This is a genomic window from Promicromonospora vindobonensis (assembly GCF_042685865.1).
GTDB lineage: Bacteria > Actinomycetota > Actinomycetes > Actinomycetales > Cellulomonadaceae > Promicromonospora > Promicromonospora vindobonensis.
The window spans coordinates 3,009,826-3,031,485 of the sequence record NZ_JBHUOG010000002.1 but is presented as its reverse complement, the minus strand read 5'-3'; the positions used below and the strand labels follow the sequence as shown (position 1 = coordinate 3,031,485).

Annotated in this window: 12 protein-coding genes; 8 read left to right on the top strand and 4 right to left on the bottom strand. The window is 70.6% G+C overall.

The genetic code is table 11. The features are described from left to right. Positions 1–51: 51 nt before the first annotated feature. Together ACFS27_RS26735 and ACFS27_RS26730 are read left to right on the top strand one after the other, a co-directional pair. Entirely contained in the window at positions 52–2,262 is a 2,211-nt protein-coding gene (locus ACFS27_RS26735; RefSeq protein WP_377190024.1) for an NADP-dependent isocitrate dehydrogenase, read from the top strand. Between the two features lie 142 nt (positions 2,263–2,404). Further along, the gene (locus ACFS27_RS26730) at positions 2,405–6,064 is read left to right on the top strand and encodes an ATP-binding cassette domain-containing protein (protein WP_377190022.1); all 3,660 of its coding nucleotides are present in this window, start codon (positions 2,405–2,407) and stop codon (positions 6,062–6,064) included. A 32-nt stretch (positions 6,065–6,096) separates the two neighbouring features. Here the strand turns inward: ACFS27_RS26730 and ACFS27_RS26725 are convergent, their stop codons facing one another. Beyond that, a complete protein-coding gene (locus ACFS27_RS26725; RefSeq protein WP_377190020.1) occupies positions 6,097–7,656 on the bottom strand; it encodes a glycosyltransferase family 39 protein in 1,560 nt (519 codons plus the stop codon). A gap of 151 nt (positions 7,657–7,807) precedes the next feature. On the opposite strand from ACFS27_RS26725, the gene ACFS27_RS26720 reads away from it, so the two are divergent. Continuing rightward, positions 7,808–8,419, top strand: a complete 612-nt coding sequence (locus ACFS27_RS26720; protein WP_377190018.1) for a dihydrofolate reductase family protein — start codon at positions 7,808–7,810, stop codon at positions 8,417–8,419. A gap of 88 nt (positions 8,420–8,507) precedes the next feature. On the opposite strand, the gene ACFS27_RS26715 is transcribed toward ACFS27_RS26720, so the two are convergent. Continuing rightward, positions 8,508–9,974 (bottom strand): MFS transporter, encoded by a 1,467-nt coding sequence (locus ACFS27_RS26715; protein WP_377190017.1) that lies wholly within the window; start codon positions 9,972–9,974, stop codon positions 8,508–8,510. An 88-nt stretch (positions 9,975–10,062) separates the two neighbouring features. On the opposite strand from ACFS27_RS26715, the gene ACFS27_RS26710 reads away from it, so the two are divergent. The 5 genes from ACFS27_RS26710 (at position 10,063) to ACFS27_RS26690 (ending at position 19,762) form a co-directional block, all read left to right on the top strand. Next, complete coding sequence (locus ACFS27_RS26710) at positions 10,063–10,509, top strand: GNAT family N-acetyltransferase (protein ID WP_377190015.1); 447 nt, start codon at positions 10,063–10,065, stop codon at positions 10,507–10,509. Positions 10,510–10,716: 207 nt separating this feature from the next. Beyond that, positions 10,717–16,251: a pullulanase-type alpha-1,6-glucosidase gene (gene pulA, locus ACFS27_RS26705; RefSeq protein ID WP_377190013.1), complete on the top strand. Its 5,535-nt coding sequence runs from the start codon at positions 10,717–10,719 to the stop codon at positions 16,249–16,251. 391 nt (positions 16,252–16,642) lie between these two features. Further along, positions 16,643–17,992, top strand: a complete 1,350-nt coding sequence (locus tag ACFS27_RS26700; protein WP_377190011.1) for an extracellular solute-binding protein — start codon at positions 16,643–16,645, stop codon at positions 17,990–17,992. A 4-nt stretch (positions 17,993–17,996) separates the two neighbouring features. Beyond that, positions 17,997–18,872 (top strand): carbohydrate ABC transporter permease, encoded by an 876-nt coding sequence (locus ACFS27_RS26695; protein ID WP_377190009.1) that lies wholly within the window; start codon positions 17,997–17,999, stop codon positions 18,870–18,872. Next, a complete protein-coding gene (locus ACFS27_RS26690; protein ID WP_377190007.1) occupies positions 18,872–19,762 on the top strand; it encodes a carbohydrate ABC transporter permease in 891 nt (296 codons plus the stop codon). The genes ACFS27_RS26695 and ACFS27_RS26690 overlap by 1 nt, the downstream gene beginning before the upstream one ends. A gap of 239 nt (positions 19,763–20,001) precedes the next feature. On the opposite strand, the gene ACFS27_RS26685 is transcribed toward ACFS27_RS26690, so the two are convergent. Beyond that, positions 20,002–20,610 (bottom strand): hypothetical protein, encoded by a 609-nt coding sequence (locus ACFS27_RS26685; protein ID WP_377190005.1) that lies wholly within the window; start codon positions 20,608–20,610, stop codon positions 20,002–20,004. Between the two features lie 183 nt (positions 20,611–20,793). Next, a complete protein-coding gene (gene purU / locus ACFS27_RS26680) occupies positions 20,794–21,654 on the bottom strand; it encodes a formyltetrahydrofolate deformylase (protein WP_377190004.1) in 861 nt (286 codons plus the stop codon). Positions 21,655–21,660: the final 6 nt, after the last annotated feature.

The window sequence follows — 21,660 nt, the reverse complement described above, 5'->3', positions numbered from 1 at the left end:
TGATGTCGAGAGATCGGCACATTTCCAACACCCGGGGAGTCAGCCACACCCATGTCCAAGATCATCTATACCCATACGGACGAGGCCCCGCTTCTTGCGACCTACTCGTTCCTGCCGATCGTCTCGGCGTACGCGGCCAAGGCCGGTGTGGACGTCGAGACCCGCGACATCTCGCTCGCCGGCCGCATCATCGCCCAGTTCCCGGAGCGTCTCACGGAGGAGCAGCGTCAGCCCGACGCGCTCGCCGAGCTGGGCGAGCTGGCGCACGACCCGTCGGCCAACATCATCAAGCTGCCCAACATCTCGGCGTCGCTGCCGCAGCTGAAGGCTGCCATCGCGGAGCTGCGGAGCCTCGGCTACGACCTCCCGGACTTCCCGGAGAGCGTCGGGACGGACGCTGAGAAGGACGCGCGCGAGCGCTACGGCCGCGTCATGGGCTCCGCCGTGAACCCCGTGCTGCGTCAGGGCAACTCCGACCGCCGTGCCCCCGCGTCGGTCAAGAACTACGCGAAGGCCCACCCGCACCGCATGGGCGCGTGGTCGCCGGAGTCGAAGACCAATGTCGCGACGATGGGCCACGACGACTTCTTCTCCAACGAGAAGTCCGTGGTCATCGAGGCCGACGACACCCTGCGCATCGAGCACGTCGCCGCTGACGGCACCGTGACCGTGCTCAAGGAGTCGCTGCCCGTCCTCGCGGGCGAGGTCGTCGACGGCACGTTCCTCGACGCCGCCGCGCTGGACACGTTCCTCGTCGAGTCGATCGAGCGGGCCAAGGCCGACGGCGTGCTGTTCTCCGTGCACCTCAAGGCCACGATGATGAAGGTCTCCGACCCGATCATCTTCGGCCACGTGGTGAAGGCCTTCTTCAAGCCGGTCTTCGAGAAGTACGGCCAGGACCTTGCAGCGGCCGGGCTGTCGGCCAACGACGGCCTGGCTGGCATCTTCACCGGGCTCGGCGCCCTGCCGAACGGCGCCGAGATCCGCGCCGCGTTCGACGCGGCCCTTGCCGACGGCCCGAAGATGGCGATGGTGAACTCCGACAAGGGCATCACCAACCTCCACGTGCCGTCGGACGTCATCGTCGACGCCTCGATGCCCGCCATGATCCGCATCGGCGGCCACATGTGGGGCCCAGAGGGCGAAGAGGCCGACACCCTCGCGGTGATCCCGGACTCGTCCTATGCGGGCATCTACCAGACCGTCATCGACGACTGCCGTGCCAACGGCGCGCTCGACCCGGCCACGATGGGCTCGGTCCCGAACGTCGGCCTCATGGCGCAGGCCGCCGAGGAGTACGGCTCGCACGACAAGACGTTCGAGATCGCAGCCGACGGCACCGTCCGGATCCTCAACGGTGCGGGCGACGTGGTCATGGAGCACGCGGTCCGCTCCGGCGACGTCTGGCGCGCCTGCCAGACCAAGGACGCCCCGATCCGCGACTGGATCAAGCTGGCCGTCACCCGCGCCCGCGCCTCCGCCACCCCGGCGGTGTTCTGGCTGAACTCGCGTCGCGAGCACGACGCCAACCTGATCAAGAAGATCGAGCAGTACCTGCCGGAGCACGACACCGACGGCCTCGAGATCCTCATCATGGACCCCGCGGAGGCGACGGCGTACTCGCTGGCCCGCATCCGCATGGGGCTGGACACCATCTCGGTGACCGGCAACGTGCTGCGCGACTACAACACCGACCTGTTCCCGATCCTCGAGGTCGGCACGTCGGCGAAGATGCTGTCGATCGTGCCGCTGATGAACGGCGGCGGCCTGTTCGAGACGGGTGCCGGCGGCTCCGCGCCGAAGCACGTGCAGCAGCTCGTCGAGGAGGACTACCTGCGCTGGGACTCGCTCGGTGAGTTCTTCGCGCTGGCGGCGTCCTTCGAGCACCTCGCCACGAGCGAGGGCAACGCAAGGGCCCAGGTCCTCGCCGACACGCTCGACCGGGCCACCGGGACGTTCCTCGCCGAGGACCGCTCCCCTGGCCGCAAGCTCGGCACCATCGACAACCGTGGCTCGCACTTCTACCTCGGCCTGTACTGGGCCAAGGAGCTGGCCACGCAGTCCGACGACGCCGAGCTGGCCGCCACGTTCAAGCCGCTCGCCGAGGCGCTGGCCGCCGGTGAGCAGACGATCGTGGAGGAGCTGCTCGCGGTCCAGGGCAAGCCTGCCGAGATCGGTGGCTACTACCGCCCGGACGAGGCCAAGGTCAACGCGGTGATGCGCCCGAGCAAGACCTTCAACGAGGCGCTCGCGTCTCTCTGATCTCCTGCCGATGTGTCAGACCCCCAGGTCACCGGAGTGACCTGGGGGTCTGACATGTCCGGGGAGCCGGTGGCGTGAGCTTGGTCGCTCCGTGGAAAAAGAGGCGGGGACTGTCGGTGTCTCGACGTAGCCTCAGGAAACGATGATCGACGCACCGCAGACCCACGAGACAGCGCCCGTTCCGGAGGCGTCGCCTCGCCCTGCACACCTCCTGACGGACGATCCGGCACGCCGGCTCGACTGGCGCAGGCTGCGCGGTGCGGCTGCCGTCGTCGCGCTCCTCGCCCTCACCGCCGGTGCCATCGGCCAGGCCCTCGGCACGGTCGCGGCCGGGCAGCTGGCGGCGGACGCCACGCTCGTGGGGCTGATGCTGCTCGCCGCGTGCGTGGTGGGTGGTGCGCTGTTCGACGGCGTCGGGCAGGTGGTCTGGGCCAGTGTCGTGGACCGCGCGGAGGGCAAGCTCCGGAGCGACCTGCTCAGCGCGGCGCTCCGCCAGCCGCTGGCGACCCTGTCCGAGCAGGCGGTCGGAGAGGTGCTCGACCGGGTCGATGACGACACGCACGCCGTCGGCACCCTCGTGCGCCGTCAGCTCTGGGGCGCTGGGCGCACGGTCGTCGGCGTCGTGCCCATGTGGATCATCGCGGGCGTCACCTGGTGGCCGGCCTGGTTCCTGTTCCCCGTGCTGGGCGGGATCGTCGCCCTGCTCACCCGGCCTCTGCTCGGCGAGATCTCGCGCCGCAAGGTCATCGAGGAGGCCGCGTGGACCGACCACGCAGCAGCCTTCGAGGAGGCCGTCGCCGCGCGGAACGACCTGCGCACCAGCCTGGGACAGGCATTCGCCGTGCGCCGCGTGGCGCAGCTGTCGGCGGTCGTGCACGACAAGTTCCGCGCGGTGGTGCGCGTCGAGGAGCGCCTGCTGCGCCGGGCCGGGCTGGTCATGTACGCCCTGCTCGCCGGGACCGCGGTCGTCTGCGCGGTGGTCGCGGCCGACGGGGGCCTGTCGGTGGACCAGCTCGTCACGCTGTTCCTGGTCACCGCCATGTTCGTGGGGCAGATGGACAACCTGGTGCACCACCTGCCGGACATCCAGGAGGGCCTCGGCGCAGTCCTGCGCATCCGGCAGATGCTGTCCGTCGAGCCGGAGCCCGACGGCGGCGACGACCTGCCGGAGGGGCCGCTCGGCCTCGAGCTGCGGGACCTGTCCTTCGCCTACGCGGAGGGCACGTTCGCCCTGAGCGGCGTCGAGCTGACGGTCCCCGCCGGCGAGACGATCGCGCTCGTCGGCCGCACCGGTTCGGGCAAGTCCACGCTCGCCGCGCTGCTGTCGCGCGCCGTCGAGCCGGAGCGCGGGTCGGTGTTCCTCGGCGGATCCGACGTGCGCGACCTGGACCTGCAGAAGCTGCGCGGCGCCGTCGGCGTGGTCACGCAGCGCACCGAGATCATCGCGGGAACGCTCGCGGAGAACATCGCGCTGTTCTCCGACGTCCCGCGCTCGGACATCGAGAGCGCCGTGCGCGAGCTCGGGCTGACCGACTGGGCCGCGGGCATGCCTGACGGCCTCGACACCCTCCTCGGCCCTGGCGGCACCACGCTGTCCGCAGGGGAGGAGCAGCTTGTCGCGTTCGCGCGGCTCCTCGTCCGGCACGTCCAGCTCGTGGTGCTCGACGAGGCGACCGCGCGGATGGACCCGCTCACCGAGGCGCGTGTCGTCGCGGCGTCGGACCGGCTGCTCAGCGGGCGCACGGGCGTGCTGATCGCGCACCGGCTCGGCACCATCGAGCGGGCTCATCTCGTGGCGGTCCTCGACCACGGCCGCGTCGTGCAGCAGGGCCCGCGTGCGACCCTCGCCCGCACGCCCGGTCCTTTCCGGTCGCTGCTGGAGGCCGGTGCGAGCGACGGGTCCCTGGACGGCGCCGGTGCTGGTCACGAGACCGACGCCGCGGCCGAGGCGCGTGCCCGGTCGGTGACGGCTCCGGCAGCCGACGGCAGCGTGCCCGACGCTGGCGCAGCCGCTACAGATCCCGCCCGCAGCACCGAACCCGAACCCGGCACCGCCGAGCCCGATGCGGTCGGTGGCCGTCGTCGTGCAGGGACGCCGCCCGACCTGACCCCGCCCGGTGACGGGCCGAGCCTCGCACGCGGCGTGCTGCACGCCCTGTTCGTGCGCCCCAAGTGGGGCCTGTTCGGGGCACTCCTGTTCCTCCTGGCGAGCCTCGTAGCGGCCCAGGGTGCACTCACCGGGTTCCTGTGGGGCCGCACCGTCGAGCAGGTCGGCACCGGCGAGCTGCCGGTGAACCTGCTGGTTGCGCTTGCCGTGCTGCTGCTGCTGCAGCCACTGTTCATCTCCCGCGCGCTGGGCGTGTACCCGCGCTGGTGGGTCGAGGTGCTGCTGCGGATCCGGATGTCGGTCATGCACGGGCAGACCCGGCAGCACCGGCTGCCCGCCACGCCACCCGGCGAGGTCGTGGCCCGCTCGATGGACGCCGACCGCTTCGTGCGGTACGCGGACCGCTGGGTCGACTTCGTCAACGGCCTCGCCATCGTCGCGGTGACGGCGCTGATCAGCGGGACCTGGACAGCCGGCGCCGTCCTGCTCGCCGTCATGGTGGTGTCGGCGGCGGCCTCGGCGATCGGCCGGCCGATCGCCGGCCGCTCGGCCGCCGGCTCGTCGGCGGCACGCGCCCGGTTCGGTCGCGCCCTGGTCTCCGCGCTCGACTCGGCCCGCACGGTGAAGCTGGCCGCACGGACGCCCGACGTGCGCAGGCACCTCGGCGAGGTCGACTCGGGTCGCGTCAATGCCGCGATCTTCGAGCACCGGGTGCAGGCCGTGCTCGACTCGGTGCCGCTGGTGACGCTGTACGTCGGCGTGGTCGCTGCGTGGACGTTCTTCCTGACGGACCGGTGGGACCTGGCCACGACCCTGCTCGTCTCGAGCGCCGTGATGGGCTTTGCCTGGTTCGGCGTCGTCGCGGGGGCCGTGGTCACCGAGGCGCCTGGAACTCGTGCCTGGCAGGTGGCGACGGCACGGTTCGCGGGCGGCGTCGACCTCGTCTCGCGGGAGTCCGGTGTGGACCTGGTGGCGGGCACCGCGCCCGCGCCCGAGTCGACCCGGCGCGAGCCCCTCGACCGCCTGGAGCTGCGTAACCTCACCGCCGTGCACGACGACGGCACGATCGGCGTCTCGGGCGTCGACCTCGAGATCCGTCGTGGCGAGCTGGTGCTCCTGCTCGGGCAGGTCGGGTCGGGCAAGTCGTCGCTGCTGTCCGCGCTGGCCGGGCTCATGGAGCACACCGGAGAGGTCCGCTGGAACGGTACCGAGGTGACCGACGCCCAGGTGTTCCTGCGTCCCGGTCAGGTGGCGCACGTGGCCCAGGTGCCACGGGTGCTGTCGGGCACGTTCTCGGACAACGTCCAGCTCGACCATGCGCGCGAGATCGCCGGCCCGGTGCAGGGCGCCCGTCTCGCACAGGACATGGCAGAAGCAGGCGGCCCGCACGCCCTCGTGGGGCACCGGGGCGTACGGCTGTCCGGTGGCCAGGTGCAGCGGCTCGCGCTGGCCCGGGCGCTCGCGGCGGACACGGAGCTCCTGCTGGCGGACGACGTCTCCAGCGCGCTCGACGCCTCGACCGAGATCGAGCTGTGGGCCGCCCTGCGCGAGCGGGGCACCACGGTGGTGGGTGCGACGTCGAAGCGTGCGGCACTGGCGCGCGCCGACCGCGTCGTGGTGCTGATGGACGGCAAGGTCGTCGACGTCGGTCCGTGGGTCGGCATCGCGCCGCGGTGGAGCCACCTCGCCGGCTGACCGTCGAGGGGCCTGCCGGCGTCGGCGTGGAGTCAGTCCAGGTGCCGCAGCTCCGGCCACAGCGTGGCCCAGCCGCCAACGGGTTCCCGGCACACGAGGATCGACACGCCCTGCTCCTCGTTGTCGACGCCGACACCGTTGTCGAGCTGCCCCTGGACCGCGCACGTCGCGAAGCGGCCGTCCCAGGCGCCGGGGCTCTCCGTGAGCACCAGGGCCACGGTCGCCGAGTCCGGGGGCGGCCCGTACGCCCACAGCTGGTTGTGCCCGGAGTAGGCGGGAGGGAGCCCCAGGTCAGGGCCGAACCGGTCGACCGCGCCTGCCTCGCCGTAGTTCTGGGTCAGGATCACCGACTGCTCCCGGTCGGCTTCCGGGAGCGCGGCGTGCACGTCGGCGATCTGCCGCACGTACGCGGGCCAGCCGACAGCGTCCTGGGCCGAGGCGTTGATGTCGGCGATCGGCGTCTCGCCGAGCTCCTCGACCGGTATCAGCGGCAGGCTGATGACCAGGCACGAGATAGCGTTCAGCAGCACGACTGCCACGACGACCACCCGCCGCCACGCCGTCCTGGCCCAGGCCGCGACGGGAACGCATCCCGCGGCGAACAGGACGGCCAGCAGGCCCGTCGCGTAATACGTCTGGGATCCGGCCGCGTAGGTGAACACGAGCAGCACCGGGTACGCGACCACCAGGAACCGCAGCGTCGGCCGCCGCCGCCAGACCCACACCAGCCCGACGATCCAGACCAGGGCCAACGGCGGGCCGAGCGTGAGCAGCTGGAAGAGCCACATCTCGGAACGGACGTCGGCGGCGTTGTTCTCGCCGAGCGCCGCGCCCATCGCGAGCTGCGGCCACCCGTTCGTGGCCTGGTAGACCAGGTTCGGCAGACCCACCAGCAGCGCGAGCACCGCGCCCGCCCATGGCCAGGGCGTCGCGAGCGGCCAGCGGGTGGCGGCGTCAGACGCGCGCAGCGCCCGCCACGGCCAGGCAACCAGCAGCCCCAGCAGAATTCCGGCGAGCAACGCCACCACGAGCAGCTTGTTGTACAGCGCGACGCCCGTGACCAGCCCGGCCGCGAGCCACCAGCGGGGGTCGCGCTGCACGGCCCGGATCGTGCACAGCAGCACTGCGGGCCACACCACCAGGTCGAGGCTCGCGGTGAGGAACGTGTGCCCGAACGCCAGCGGGATGGCTGCCGTGCCGTAGCCCCATGCGGCCAGGGCCTGTGCTCCGGTGCGTCCGCCCAGCTCGCGGGCGACGAGCGCGATCACGACGATCGCGGCCAGGTGGGCCAGCGTCGCCGGGATCCGCATGACCAGGAGCGTGTCGCCGAACAGCTCGGAGAACGTCCGTGCCAGCCACGGGGTCAGCGGCGGCTGGTCCACGTACCCCCAGGCCGGGTCGAGCATGCGGAAGTACAGCTCGTCCCGGTGGTATCCGTACCAGGTGCTGGTCGCAGTCAGCAGCGCACCGAGGGCCAGTACCGCTGCGCCCACCGGACCCCACGCGACAGCGGGCCGGGTGTCGGCGGGCTCGGCGTCGGAAGGGCGCACCGACGCCAGGTCAGGGTCAGGTGGTGCGGACGCTTCCGCCATGGTCCGGAAGGTATCGGTCACCTGCGCGGTGCGCCAGGAAAGGAGCGGGTGGATTCTTGGGGCCCGGCCCGGGCGAGGGCGATGAGTTTGCCGGCTGGACGTCGTCCAGCACTGTGAGAACCACCGCGACGGAGCGAACGAGGAGACCCGCATGGCCAAGATCGTGTCCAGCCTGTTCATGGCGCTCGACGGTGTCGTAGAGCCGGACAAGGGCAACTGGCACTTCCCCTACTTCAACGACGAGCTGGGGGCTGCGGTCGACGACACCCATGACACCGACGTCTTCCTGTTCGGGCGGGTCACCTACGACTCGTTCGCGGGTGCCTGGCCCGACCGTGAGACGGCGGGCGAGGAGGACGCCGGGTTCGCGAAGCGGCTCGGTGACATCCGCAAGATCGTCGCGTCCCGGAGCCCGCTCGAGCTCACCTGGCGCAACTCGGAGCAGCTGCAGGGAGACCTGGTCGCGGCAGTCACGGCGCTGAAAGAAGACCCGTCGATCCGCAAGATCGGCCTGTCCGGGTCGATCTCGGTGGTGCGCCAGCTGCTGGACGCGGGTCTGCTCGACGAGCTGCACCTGTTCGTGCACCCGGCCACGGCGGGTGGCGGGCTCAGGCTGTTCCAGGACGGCGACCCCGAGCGGCCGATGAAGCTCGTGTCGGCCACGCCGTTCAGGACGGGTCTCGTGTACCTGGTGTACACGCCGGACCCCGACCCGCCGACCGGTGGTTACGAGGAGGCCGTCGGCCAGCTCCCGGAGGAGTAACCCGCACACTGTGGTGTGGGCGTGATCGTTGCGCCTAAAACGGGCACCGAATCGCAACGATCACGCTCACAACACGGCTGGCCTGGAGCTACCGTGCCGGGGCCACCCGGCGGGGGAGCGCGAAGACCAGGAGGAACGCCGCCACCGAGAGCGCGGCGCTCGTGCCCATCGCCATGGTCGCGGCGTGGGCGAAGGCGTCGGCGACCACCTCCGCCGTCGGGCGGCCGGGCGGGAGCTGCAGGGACCCGAAGAGCACCGAGCCGATGACGGCGATCCCCGCTGCCGACCCGATCCGCTGCATGGTGCCGATCACGCCGGAGGCCGCCCCCGCCTCCGACCGGTCGACGGTGGCGACGATGAACTGGGCGTTCGGCGCGATGAACAGGCCGCTGCCGACGCCGCCGACCAGGAGCGGCGCCGCCAGGGTCCAGCTGGTCAGGTCGCCGGCCGGTACCAGCCAGAGCACGAGCCACAGCGACACGAGCCCGACGGCGACCATGCCGGTGCCGATCACGAGCACGAGCCGGCCGAGGCGGTGGGCCAGGCGTTCGCTCTGCGTCGCGCCGACGATCGACCCGATGGCGAACGGCACCGACACGATCCCGGACGCCAGTGCCGAGTGGCCGAGCCCGGACTGCCAGAAGATCGAGACCGTGAAGAAGATGCTGGTGAACGCGGCGAAGTAGACCAGAGCGAGGATGACACCGCCGGTGAAGGCGGGGTGCGAGAACAGGTGCGGCGGGACGAGGGGGTTGCCGCCTCGTGCGACGAACCGGCGCTCCCAGAGCGCGAACGCGACGAGCAGCAGCAGCCCGCCAACCAGGGACGTCCAGGTCCACCACGGCCAGCCGGCGTCCTCGCCCTCGATGAGCGGCACCAGGACGGCGACGAGCGCGACCGAGACCAGCAGCAGGCCCACGCCGTCGACCCCGCGCGAGGTGCCCCCGACGACGATCCGCGGCAGCAGCACGGCCGCCGCGGCGACCGCGATCACGCCGAACGGCAGGTTGACGAAGAAGATCGAGCGCCAGCCCTCTGCCTCGCCGAACGCCTCGATGAGCAGCCCTCCGACGATCGGCCCGAGGGCCGTCGAGAACCCGATGGCAGCGCCCATCACGGCGAACGCCTTGCCGCGCGTGCGGCCGGCGAACATCAGCTGGATCAGCGCCGTCACGGCGGGGAAGAAGATCCCGCCGCAGAGGCCCTGGACCACGCGGGCGACGATCAGCTCGGTGGAGCCGTCCGCCAGGCCGCACCAGAGGCTGGCGAGGGTGAACCCGGCCAGGCCCACGACGAACACCCACTTGTGGCCCACGCGGTCACCTATCCGGCCGGCGGGGATGAGCGCCAGGCCGTAGGCGAGCGCATAGCCGGAGATGATCCAGGAGAGCGTGCCCTCGGACGCGTCGAGCGACGTGCGGATCGTCGGCAGCGCGACGTTCACGATGGTCGTGTCGAGCAGGGCCATCGACACGCCGAGGATGAGTACCGCGAGCGCGATCCAGGAGCTGCGCGGGGTCGCGTCCGGTGTGGCGGGCGCGGGGGAGCTGGTCACGGAAGTGCGCCTCTCGGAGGGACGGGACAACCACAAGATCCTAGGCGCACGCCCACGGGCAAGGGGGCGTACTCCCTAGGGTGGGCGCATGGAACTGATCTTTCGTGAGGCGAGGCTCGATGATCTCGAGCGGGTCGTCGAGCTCATCGCCGACGACGCCGTCGCCGCCCGGCGCACCGGCACCTACGGCGAACCGCACCTCCGGGCCTTCGAGGCCATCACCGCGAGCCCCGACAACGAGCTGGTCGTCGTGGAGTCGGACGGTGCGGTGATCGGCGTGATGCAGCTGACGTTCATTCCCGGGATCTCGCGCAACGGGGCCTCCCGGCTGCTGGTGGAGGCGGTGCGGGTGAGCAGCGAGCTGCGCGGCCAGGGCATCGGCAGGCTCCTGATGGAGCACGCCCACGAGCGCGGCCGGGAACGGGGCTGCGTGCTGGCCCAGCTGACGTCGGACAAGCAGCGGCCCGAGGCGCACCGGTTCTACCGGAGCCTCGGCTACGAGCAGTCGCACGAGGGCTTCAAGCTCCCGCTCTGACGCTCGCACCGCGAAGGTCCGCTTCCACCATGCAGGTGCGCACGGTTTCGGGCCGCGCAGCAGGCCCAGCTGCATGGTGGAAGCGGACTTTCTGCTGCCTCGGCCCGGGGCGGCAGATTCGACGCCGAGAAGCCTTGCTGCAAAGTTCTGCAAGCGTTACAGTCGCGTTCGGTTCACACTGGGTTCCGGACGACGAAGGGGTCTTCCATGTATCGCACCGCGCGCCCGCGCCCCACACAGCTCGGCGCAGCAGCCGTCGCGATCGCCCTCGCGGCCTCGGTCGGGCTCGCCGCATCGGCATCGGCGGCACCCGGTAGGGCCGGACCCGCCGCACCCGCCGCACCCGCCGCGCCCGCCGCGCCCGCCGCGCCCACCGCGAACAAGGCGCTCACCGCGAACGAGGCGCAGGACCGCACCGCCGCCCTCGTCGGCAGCCTCCAGGACGAGCTCGGCTGCGCCGCCGACTGGGACCCGGCCTGTGCCGCGACCGAGCTGGTCGCGCAGGGTGACGGTACGTTCCGCGCGGAGTTCGAGCTTCCGGCAGGTACCTACGAGTACAAGGTGGCGCTGAACGACTCGTGGGACGAGGCCTACGGTCGCGACGGCAGCCAGGACAACGCCCCGCTCCACCTCGAAGGCCCCGCCACCGTGCGCGTCGCGTACGACGACGCGACCCACCGCACCACCCTGACGCCACTCACCCTGGCTGGTGACTACACCGAGTCCGACGAAGCCCTGGTGCACGAGCCCGTCCGCCAGGCCGGCAGCGACGAGCGCTTCTACTTCGTGATGACCGACCGGTTCGCCAACGGTGACCCGTCGAACGACGAAGGGAGCCTGACGGGCGACCGCCTCGACACCGGCTTCGACCCGGAGGACAAGGGCTTCTACCAGGGCGGCGACCTGGCGGGCCTGCGCGAGAACCTTGACTACATCGAGGGCCTCGGCACGACGGCGATCTGGCTCACCCCGAGCTTCCTCAACCGCCCGGTGCAGGGCTCCGGAGCCGACGTGAGCGCCGGCTACCACGGCTACTGGATCACCGACTTCACGCGGATCGACCCGCACCTGGGCACCAACGCGGAGCTCGAGGCGCTGATCGACGACGCCCACGCGCGCGGCCTCAAGGTCTACTTCGACATCATCACCAACCACACGGCCGACGTCGTCGACTACGCCGAGGGCGTCTACGACTACGTGGACCAGGCCACCGCGCCGTACCAGGACGCCACCGGCAACCCGTTCGACCCGGCCGACCACGCCGGGACGGGCAGCTTACCGGAGCTCGACGCCGCCACGAGCTTCCCGTACACGCCCGTGATCGACCCGGCCGACCAGGACGTCAAGGTACCGGCCTGGCTGAACGACCCGACCCTGTACCACAACCGCGGCAACTCGACGTGGGAGGGCGAGTCCGTCACGTACGGCGACTTCAGCGGCCTGGACGACCTCATGACCGAGCACCCGGACGTGGTGGACGGCTTCGAGCAGATCTACAAGGCGTGGATCGACCTGGGCATCGACGGGTTCCGCATCGACACGGTCAAGCACGTGAACTTCGAGTTCTGGGAGGAGTGGTCGGCCGAGATCGAGGAGTACGCCCACGCGCAGGGCAAGGACGAGTTCTTCACGTTCGGTGAGGTGTACGACGCCGACGCCGCCAAGACCTCCCCGTACGTGCGCCGCACCGACATGAGCTCCGTGCTCGACTTCTCGTTCCAGGCTGCCGCCACCAGCTACGCCAGCGGCAACAGCGCCCAGCGGCTCGCCGACCTCTACGCATCGGACGACCTGTACACCACGCCGCGCAACAGCGGGTCGGCCCTGCCGACGTTCCTCGGCAACCACGACATGGGCCGCGTGGGCTACATGCTGGCCGGCACGGACGACCCTCTCGCTCGGGACGAGCTGGCGCACGAGCTCATGTACCTCACGCGCGGCCAGCCGGTGGTCTACTACGGCGACGAGCAGGGCTTCGCGGGCACCGGCGGTGACAAGGACGCCCGGCAGACCCTGTTCGCCACCCAGGTCGACGAGTACGCGGACCAGCCACTGGTGACCGGAGAGCAGGCGGGCAGCGTCGACCGGTACGGCACCGACGCGCCGCTGTACGAGCACATCGCGGCGCTCGCCGACCTGCGGGAGGAGCACCCCGCGCTCGCCACGGGCGCCCAGGTCGAGCGCTACGCCGACGACGGCGCAGGTGTCTACGCGTTCTCCCGCGTGCACCGCGACGAGCAGGTCGAGCACCTGGTCGCCGCGAACAACGCAGGCTCCGAGCGCACCGTCACCCTCGACACCCTCACCCCTGGCGCGACGTTCGCCCCGCTGTACGGCACCGACACGACGCTCACGGCCGACGACGACGGCGCGGTGACGCTGACCGTCCCGGCACGCTCCGCGCTCGCGCTGGTCGCTGACCGGACGGTGGGTGCGGACACGGCGGGCACCGTCACGGTGGTCCCGGGCACGAGCGCCCGGCCGGGCGCAGCGGTGTCCGGCGTGGCCCCGGTGGCCGCGGGGATCGACGACGCGTGGGCGGAGACCTCGTTCGCCTGGCGCGCTGTCGGCACGGCGGACTGGCATCACCTCGGCACCGCCGAGGACACGACGCCGCGGGTCTTCCACGACGTCGGGCCCGACGGCGCCGACCTGCCCGAGGGCACGCTGGTCGAGTACCGCACGGTCACCCAGGACGCCGACGGCGACCGCGCCGCCGCCAGCTCGTACGCGTCGGTGGGCATCGACGTGAGCGGCGTGGTCGACGACGGCACCGATCCCGACATCGAGATGGTCACGGTCGCGGGCTCGCACAACAGCGAGATGGGCTGCGCCGGCGACTGGACCCCGGACTGCGAGGCCGCCCGCCTGACCCTCGCCGACGACGGCACCTGGACCGGTACGTTCGAGCTGCCCGCAGGGTCGTACGAGTTCAAGGTGGCCCTCAACGGGTCCTGGGCCGAGAACTACGGGGCCGACGGCGCCCGCGACGGCGCCAACATCCCGTACTCGACAGGGGGCGGGCCGGTCACGTTCACCTGGGACCCGGAGACGAAGGTGCCCACCGTCCAGGTCGGCACGCCGGGCACACCGGGGGAGGGCCAGCAGGCAGCGCACTGGGTGCGCGAGGACCTGGTCCTGGTGCCGGCCGACGGCTTCGGCGCCGGCGACAGCTGGGCGCTGGTGACCGGCTCGCCGGAGGCCCCGACGTCGTACCGCCTTGTCCCGGGCGAGATGCCTGCTGACGTTGCCGAGAGCTTCCCCCACCTCGCGGACCACCTCGCCCTGGAGGTCGAGGGCCTGGACCGGGCCGCGGCGGAATCGGCCCTGCGGGGTCCGCTGCGGCTCACCCGGCACGACGGCGAGACGCTCACCGCCGCGACGGGCGTGCAGATCCCCGGCGTGCTGGACGACCTGTTCGCGACCGACCGCGCCTTGGGCGTGACGTGGCAGGGCAGCAAGCGGGCGTCGTTCGCGCTGTGGGCGCCTACCGCCCACACGGTGACGCTGCAGGCCTGGCCTGCGGGTACGTCGCTCGACGCCGAGCCGCGGACCTTCGAGATGAAGCGGCAGCGCGATGGCGCCTGGACGTTCGACGGAGGTAAGGCGCTCGACAAGCGTGGTGGCTGGCAGGGCGCGCGCTACCGGTACGCGGTCGAGGTGTACGTGCCGAGCACCGGCCAGGTGGAGACCAACGTCGTGACGGACCCCTACTCGGTGGGCCTCACGCTCGACTCGACGCACTCGGTGGCGGTGGACCTGGACGCGCAGGAGTGGCGCCCGAAGGCCTGGCGCACCACTCCCTCACCGGTCGTGGAGCGTGCGGTGGACCAGACGATCTACGAGCTGCACGTGCGGGACTTCTCGATCGCGGACGAGACGGTGCCCGAGCGGCAGCGCGGCACCTACGGCGCGTTCGGGGTGCACGGCTCGGACGGGATGACGCACCTGCGCTCGCTCGCCGACGCCGGGCTCACCACCGTGCACCTGCTGCCCACGTTCGACATCGCCACCATCCCCGAGGACCGCGCGGACCAGGCCACGGCGGGTGACCTCTCGGGCTTCGCGCCCGACGGCACCGAGCAGCAGGCCGCCGTCGCGGAGATCCAGGGCCAGGACGGCTTCAACTGGGGCTACGACCCGTACCACTTCATGGCGCCGGAGGGCTCCTACGCGGTGCGTGCGGACGGCGGCGAACGTGTCGCGGAGTTCCGCTCGATGGTGGGCAACCTCCACCGGGCCGGGCTGCAGGTGGTGCTGGACCAGGTGTTCAACCACACGGCGGCGTCGGGCCAGGACCCGAGGTCGGTGCTGGACCGCGTGGTGCCCGGCTACTACCACCGGCAGAACCAGGTCAGCGGCGACGTCGAGACCAGCACCTGCTGCCAGAACGTCGCGACGGAGCACGCCATGGCGCAGAAGCTGATGGTGGACTCCGTGGTCACCTGGGCGCGCGACTACCGCGTGGACGGTTTCCGGTTCGACCTCATGGGCCACCACTCCCGCGCGAACATGGAGGCGGTCCGGGCGGCCCTCGACGAGCTCACGCTGGAGGACGACGGGGTCGACGGGGCGAGCGTGTACCTGTACGGCGAGGGCTGGGACTTCGGCGAGGTGGCCGGCAACGCCCGCTTCGAGCAGGCCACGCAGGGTCAGCTCGGCGGCACGGGCATCGGCACGTTCAGCGACCGCCTGCGCGACGCCGTGCACGGCGGCTCGCCGGTCGACGGCGCGTCCCTGTTCACCCAGGGCTTCGGGACCGGACTGTTCACCGACCCCAACGGGAACGACGCCCGGCTCGGCGACCCGGCATCGGTCAACGACGGCGGGGCCGACGAGGCGGCGGACCTGGCGCACCAGAGCGACCTCGTGAAGCTCGGGCTGGCCGGCAACCTACGGTCCTACGAGGTCACCACCGCATCGGGCGAGCGGGTCAGGGGCGAGGACCTGGACTACCGGGGCTCGCCCGCCGGCTACGCGGACTCGCCGGAGGAGGTCGTGAACTACGTCGACGCGCACGACAACGAGACGCTGTTCGACCTGCTCGCGCTCAAGCTGCCCGCGGACACCCCGATGCCGGACCGGGTCCGGATGAACACCGTGTCGCTGGCGACCGCAGCGCTGTCGCAGTCTCCCTCGTTCTGGCACGCGGGCACCGACCTGCTGCGCTCCAAGTCGCTGGACCGCAACTCCTACGACTCCGGCGACTGGTTCAACGCGATCGACTGGTCGGGGCAGGACAACGGGTTCGGCCGCGGACTTCCGATGGCCGCCGACAACGAGGACAAGTGGCCGTACCAGCAGCCCCTGCTGGCCGACGCCGCGCTCGAGCCGGGCCCCGACGACATCGGGTTCGCGGCCGCGCAGGCGGCCGAGCTGCTGGAGCTGCGGCACTCGACCGACCTGTTCCGGCTGGGGTCCGCCGAGCTGATCTCGCAGAAGGTCACGTTCCCCGGCTCCGGGCCGGACGCCGTCCCCGGCGTCATCACGATGTCGGTCGACGACCTCGCGGGCTCCGCCGACGTCGACCCGGCGCTGGACGGCGTGCTCGTGGTGTTCAACGCATCGCCGGAGCCTGCGTCGGTCGATGTCCCGGAGCTCGCGGGCCGCGACTACGCGCTCTCGCCGGTGCAGGCGGGCGGGGCGGACGCCGTCGTGCAGCGGACGGAGTGGGACCCCGCCGCAGGGACAGCGACGGTACCGGGACGGACGGTAGCGGTCCTGGTTGATCAGGAGGGCTGATCTCCAGGGCTGATCCCCGGTGGGGGCTGATCCCCCGTGGGGCTGATTCCCGGCGGGGCTGATTCCCGGTGGGGCTGATCCCCGACTGCAGACTTGGTCGCGGCCGCCTGCGCCGAGTGCAGAGTTGGTTGCGGTGAGGAGCGCTCTTACCGCAACCAGCTCTGCACTCGGCGGACGGGGCGGCGACCAAGTCTGCACTCGCGCGCCGGGGCCTGTCGGTGCTCCGCCGGACACCCTTTCCGGCGCCCGTGGACCCCTCCGGGGAGCCGACAACCTGACAGCGCTGACAAATGCTCCGGAGAGTCCCTTGACTCGCGCCCTCCAGGGGTGAATCGTGTGCCTCAGCTTGTCCGGCAGGGTTGCCGGGCTTCGCACGACGCAAGGGAGCCTCATGCGCACGGCACGATTCTTCATCGCACCCGTCACGGCAGCGGCGCTCGCCCTCTCGCTCGGTGCCTGCGGCTCCGGCGGCGGTGGGTCCGACGCAGCCACGATCAAGGTTGCCTACCAGAAGTTCGGCAACTTCACGCAGGCCGACGAGCTGTTCAAGGACGTCAAGGCGGACTTCGAGGAGGCGAACCCGGACATCACCGTCGAGCTGGTGCCCATCGAGGCGCAGCAGAACGACTACTTCACCAAGCTGGCGCTGATGAACCGGTCGCCCAGCACCGCGCCGGACGTCATGTACGAGGACACGTACATGATCAAGTCCGACGTCGAGGCCGGGTACCTCCAGCCGCTGGACGACTACCTCGCCGAGTGGGACGAGTGGGACCAGTTCGTCGACAGCGCCAAGGAAGCCGGCGCCGGCGACGACGGCAAGACCTACGGCGTCTCCATGGGCACCGACACCCGCGGCCTCTGGTTCAACAAGGACGTGCTCGCCAAGGCGGGCCTCCCCGAGGACTGGGCACCGACGTCGTGGGACGAGCTGCTCGAGGCGGCCCGGGCGATCAAGGAGTCCGACCCCGACGTCGTCCCGTTCAACATGTACTCCGGCAAGCCCCAGGGCGAGGCGGCGGTGATGCAGGGCTTCGAGATGCTGCTCTACGGTACCGGCGACACCCTCTACGAGGACGGCAAGTGGGTACTCGGGTCCCAGGGGTTCATCGAGTCCCTCGAGTTCATCGAGACGGTGTTCACCGAGGGCCTCGCGCCCACCCCGCAGCAGGCGCTCGACACCAACATCGGTAACACGGTGCAGGCCGAGTGGCTGCCCGAGGGCAAGGTCGGCATCGCGCTCGACGGCTCCTGGGTGGCGGGCAACTGGCTCGAGTCCGGCGTCGCGCCCTGGCCCGAGTGGTCCGAGAAGATGGGCACGGCTCCCATGCCCACCCAGGACGGTGCCGACCCGGGTGCCGTGAGCATGTCGGGCGGCTGGACCCTCGCCATGGGCGCGGGCTCCGAGAACCCGGATGCCGCGTTCGAGTTCATCTCCATGGCCCTGAACCGCGAGAACTCGCTCTGGTTCGACGTCGCGAACAGCCAGATCGCGGTGCGGACCGACGTCGCAGAGGACCCCGAGTACACCAAGACCAATCCCACCACCGAGTTCTTCACCGGCCTGGTCGACGTGACCAACTTCCGGCCCGCCACCTCTGACTACCCGAAGGTCTCCAACGAGATCATGGTCGCGATGGAGTCCGTGATGACCGGACAGCAGACGCCGGAGGAGGCAGCCGCCGTCTACGACGAAGCAGTAGCCGGCATCGTCGGCGACGAGAACACGACCCAGGGCTGACTCGATGGCCGTCACGTCCCGCGGCGCGGCGCGGGTGGTTCCACTCGCGCCCGCCGTCATCCTCCTTGCGCTCTTCATGCTGGGCCCCGTGGTCTGGTCGTTCTACGGCTCGTTCACGAACGCCGCGCTCACGGGCCCCGCCGCCCTGAACCCGGAGTGGATCGGGGTCGAGAACTACACGGCCCTGTTCAGCGACCCCGACTTCCCGAAGTCGCTCTGGCTCACGGTCGTCTTCGTGTTCCTGTCCGCCGTCGTCGGGCAGAACGTGATGGGCATCCTGCTGGCCGGGCTGCTGCGGTCGGCCGTCAAGCCTGTGCGGTCCATCGCCTCGACCGTCGTGGTCGCCGCGTGGGTGCTGCCCGAGATCGTCGCCGCGTTCGCCGCGTACGCGTTCTTCCACTCCGAGGGCACGCTCAACACGATGCTCGCCGGCATCGGGGTCACCGGGCCCGACTGGCTCTACTCCACCCCGATGCTCGCGGTGATCCTCGCCAACATCTGGCGTGGCACGGCCTTCTCGATGATGGTCTACTCGGCGGCGCTCGCGGAGGTGCCGCCGGAGCTCACCGAGGCCGCGCAGCTCGACGGCGCGAACGGCCTGCAACGGATGGCGTGGGTCACGCTGCCGGTCATCCGGCGCAGCATCTCGACCAACCTGATGCTGACCACGCTGCAGACTCTCTCGGTCTTCACGCTGATCTACGTGATGACCGGCGGTGGGCCCGGAACCGACAGCTCGACGCTGCCGATCCTGGCCTACCAGGAGGCGTTCAAGTTCGCGCAGGTCGGCTACGGCACGGCCATCGCGACAGTGATGATCATCGTGGGTGCGGTCTTCTCCGTGATCTACATCCGCGCGCTCCGACCGGAGGTGGACTGATGGCCGGCCAGATGACGGCGCCCGCCGTGCAGACGAGACGTGCCGGTACGACCAGCCAGCTGGCGGGGCCGCGCGTCAAGGCGACCAAGGTCGCGGCGAACGCGGTGCTGCTCGCCATCGCGGTGCTGTTCGTGCTCCCGATGGCGTGGGTGCTCGTCGCGTCGTTCGACGCGGAGGCGACCCTCTCCTTCGGGGTGCCCGACGCGCTGACCACGGACAACTTCGCCGCGATCATGACGCCGGAGCTGACGTGGCTGCCGCTGTGGAACGCGTTCGTGCTGTCCTTCGGCGCGGGAGCGATCACGGTGGTCGTCGCGGTGCTCGCGGCGTACCCGCTGTCGCGGTACCGCATGCGGTTCGGCAAGTACTTCCTCTACTCGGTGCTGTTCGGGACGTGCCTGCCGATCACCGCGATCATGGTCCCGGTCTACGCGCTGTTCGTGCAGCTCAACCTGCTGGACTCCCTGCCGGGGACCATCTTCTTCATGGCGGCGACGTCGCTGCCCATGGCGATCTGGATGACGAAGAACTTCATGGACTCCGTGCCGATCTCGCTGGAGGAGGCGGCCTGGACCGAGGGGGCGTCGGCCATGCAGGCGCTGCGGCAGGTGGTGCTGCCGCTCATGCGGCCGGGCATCGCGGTCGTGTTCATCTTCGTGTTCGTGCAGGCGTGGGGGAACTTCTTCGTCCCGTTCGTGCTGCTGCTCTCCCCGGAGAAGCAGCCGGCCGCTGTGAGCATCTTCGCGTTCTTCGGGCAGTACGGGTCGGTCGCCTACGGGCAGCTCGCCGCGTACTCCCTGCTCTACGCTGCGCCAGTGCTCGGGCTGTACGTGCTGGTCACGCGGATCTCGGGCTCGGCGTTCGCGCTGGCGGGCGCGGTGAAGGGCTGAGGTACGGGCCGCCGCCGAACCCGGCCCGCCCAGAGATCGGGCCCACACGCAGCACCAGATGTGGGCCCGATCTCTGGGCGGCGGCGCGGGGTTCTCTTCGATCACCGCTCAGCTGGTCGGGATCGCTCGCGCAACCGGTCGAGAGCGAGGTAATGTGTGAGTAGCCGCCTCCCGCGTGGAGTGTCGGAAGTGAAGCCGGGACCCCCTGATGGACGTCAGGAGCCCGGCATCGCGCAGTTCTAGGGCAGATTGATCTCGATGAGGTCGATGATTCCCATGTCAGCGAGGACGCTGGCCGCACCCGACAGCGCACCGTTGACCGCACCAGCGACTGCGTCAGGGATCCACAGCATCGGCTCGTCCTTCGGACGGGCAAAGTCGACTCGGATCGACGAACTGATCGAACGCTTACCTCGCAGAGCTTTGACCAGGCGCAGGTCGCGTTCATTGAGGGCGGGATGACGGGCTTCGAGCCACACGTGTGCGACGCCTAGGGCGTCGAGTTCGTACAAGAGACGTTCGGTGCAGATTCGGCGCGCCCGCTCCTGCCGCCGGGCATCGAGGGGCGTTCCGACGACGACGAGATTGACGACGTCGTGGTTTCCGATGGTCGCCGCAATCTTGGCCTGACGTTCCGGTGTCTCGTGGCGCCAGTGCAATCGCTCGGCCTTCTTCTCCGTTACCGCACGCAGGCCATCGCGTACCTCGTCACACGCGGACGGATCAGCGATGGCAGCCGCCATGAGATAGATCCCATCCGTGTCGTTCTGCGCTGCTCGCATCGACTCGTCGACCCATGCATGGAGGCGGAAGTCATCAGCGTTGGGCGAGGGCGGCTCGGAGGACATTCCGCAATCTTCATACACCAAAGCCCTCGCCGCGCGGCAACCAGCTGTTGCATATACGCAACGGCTGCAAGGCACTGGTAGGCGCGGTATTGCGAGGCCTATCCTGGGCATGCGACGGGCAATAGCCCGGAGAAGTGAGCCCGAGAGCCTTCCGGACGGTCGGCGCCACGGCGGCCGCTCCGGTCAGCGGAAGACGACCGTGCGGCGGCCGTCCAGGAGCACCCGGCGCTCCGCGTGCCAGCGGACGGCGCGGGCGAGCGTGCGCCGCTCGACGTCCTCGCCGATGCCCACCAGGTCCTCGACCGTGCGGGAGTGGTCCACGCGCTCGACGTCCTGCTCGATGATCGGCCCCTCGTCGAGGTCACCGGTCACGTAGTGGGAGGTCGCGCCGATGATCTTGACGCCGCGCTCATGGGCCTGCCGATACGGCCCTGCGCCCTTGAAGGACGGCAGGAAGGAGTGGTGGATGTTGATGATCTGCCCGCTCAGGTCGCGGCACAGCTCGTCGGACAGGATCTGCATGTACCGGGCAAGGACCACCACCTCGACGTCCAGCTCCTTGACCAGGCCGCGAAGCGTCGCCTCCGCCTCGGCCTTGGTGTCCTTGGTGACCGGGACGTGGTGGAACGGCTTGCCGTAGAACGCGGCGATGTCCTCGAGGTCGCGATGGTTGCCGACCACGCCGACCACGTCGACCGGCATGCGCTGCGACCGCTCCCGGTACAGCAGGTCGACGAGGCAGTGCGCCGCCTTGGAGACCATCACCAGCGTGCGGATGCGCCGTCCGACGACGTCGAGCGTCCACGTCATCGCGAACTGGTCCGCGACCTGCGACATCGCGGTGGTGAGCTCGTCGCGGGACGCTCTCGACTCCACCTGCACGCGCATGAAGAACAGGCCGGACGTCGGATCGCCGAACTGCTGCGACTCGGTGATGTTGCCGCCGTGCTCCGCGAGCATCCCCGCGACCGCGTGCACGATTCCCGGCTGGTCCGGGCAGGACAGGGTGATGATCCAGTGGGTGGCTGCGGTCGCGTCGTTCACGCCGAC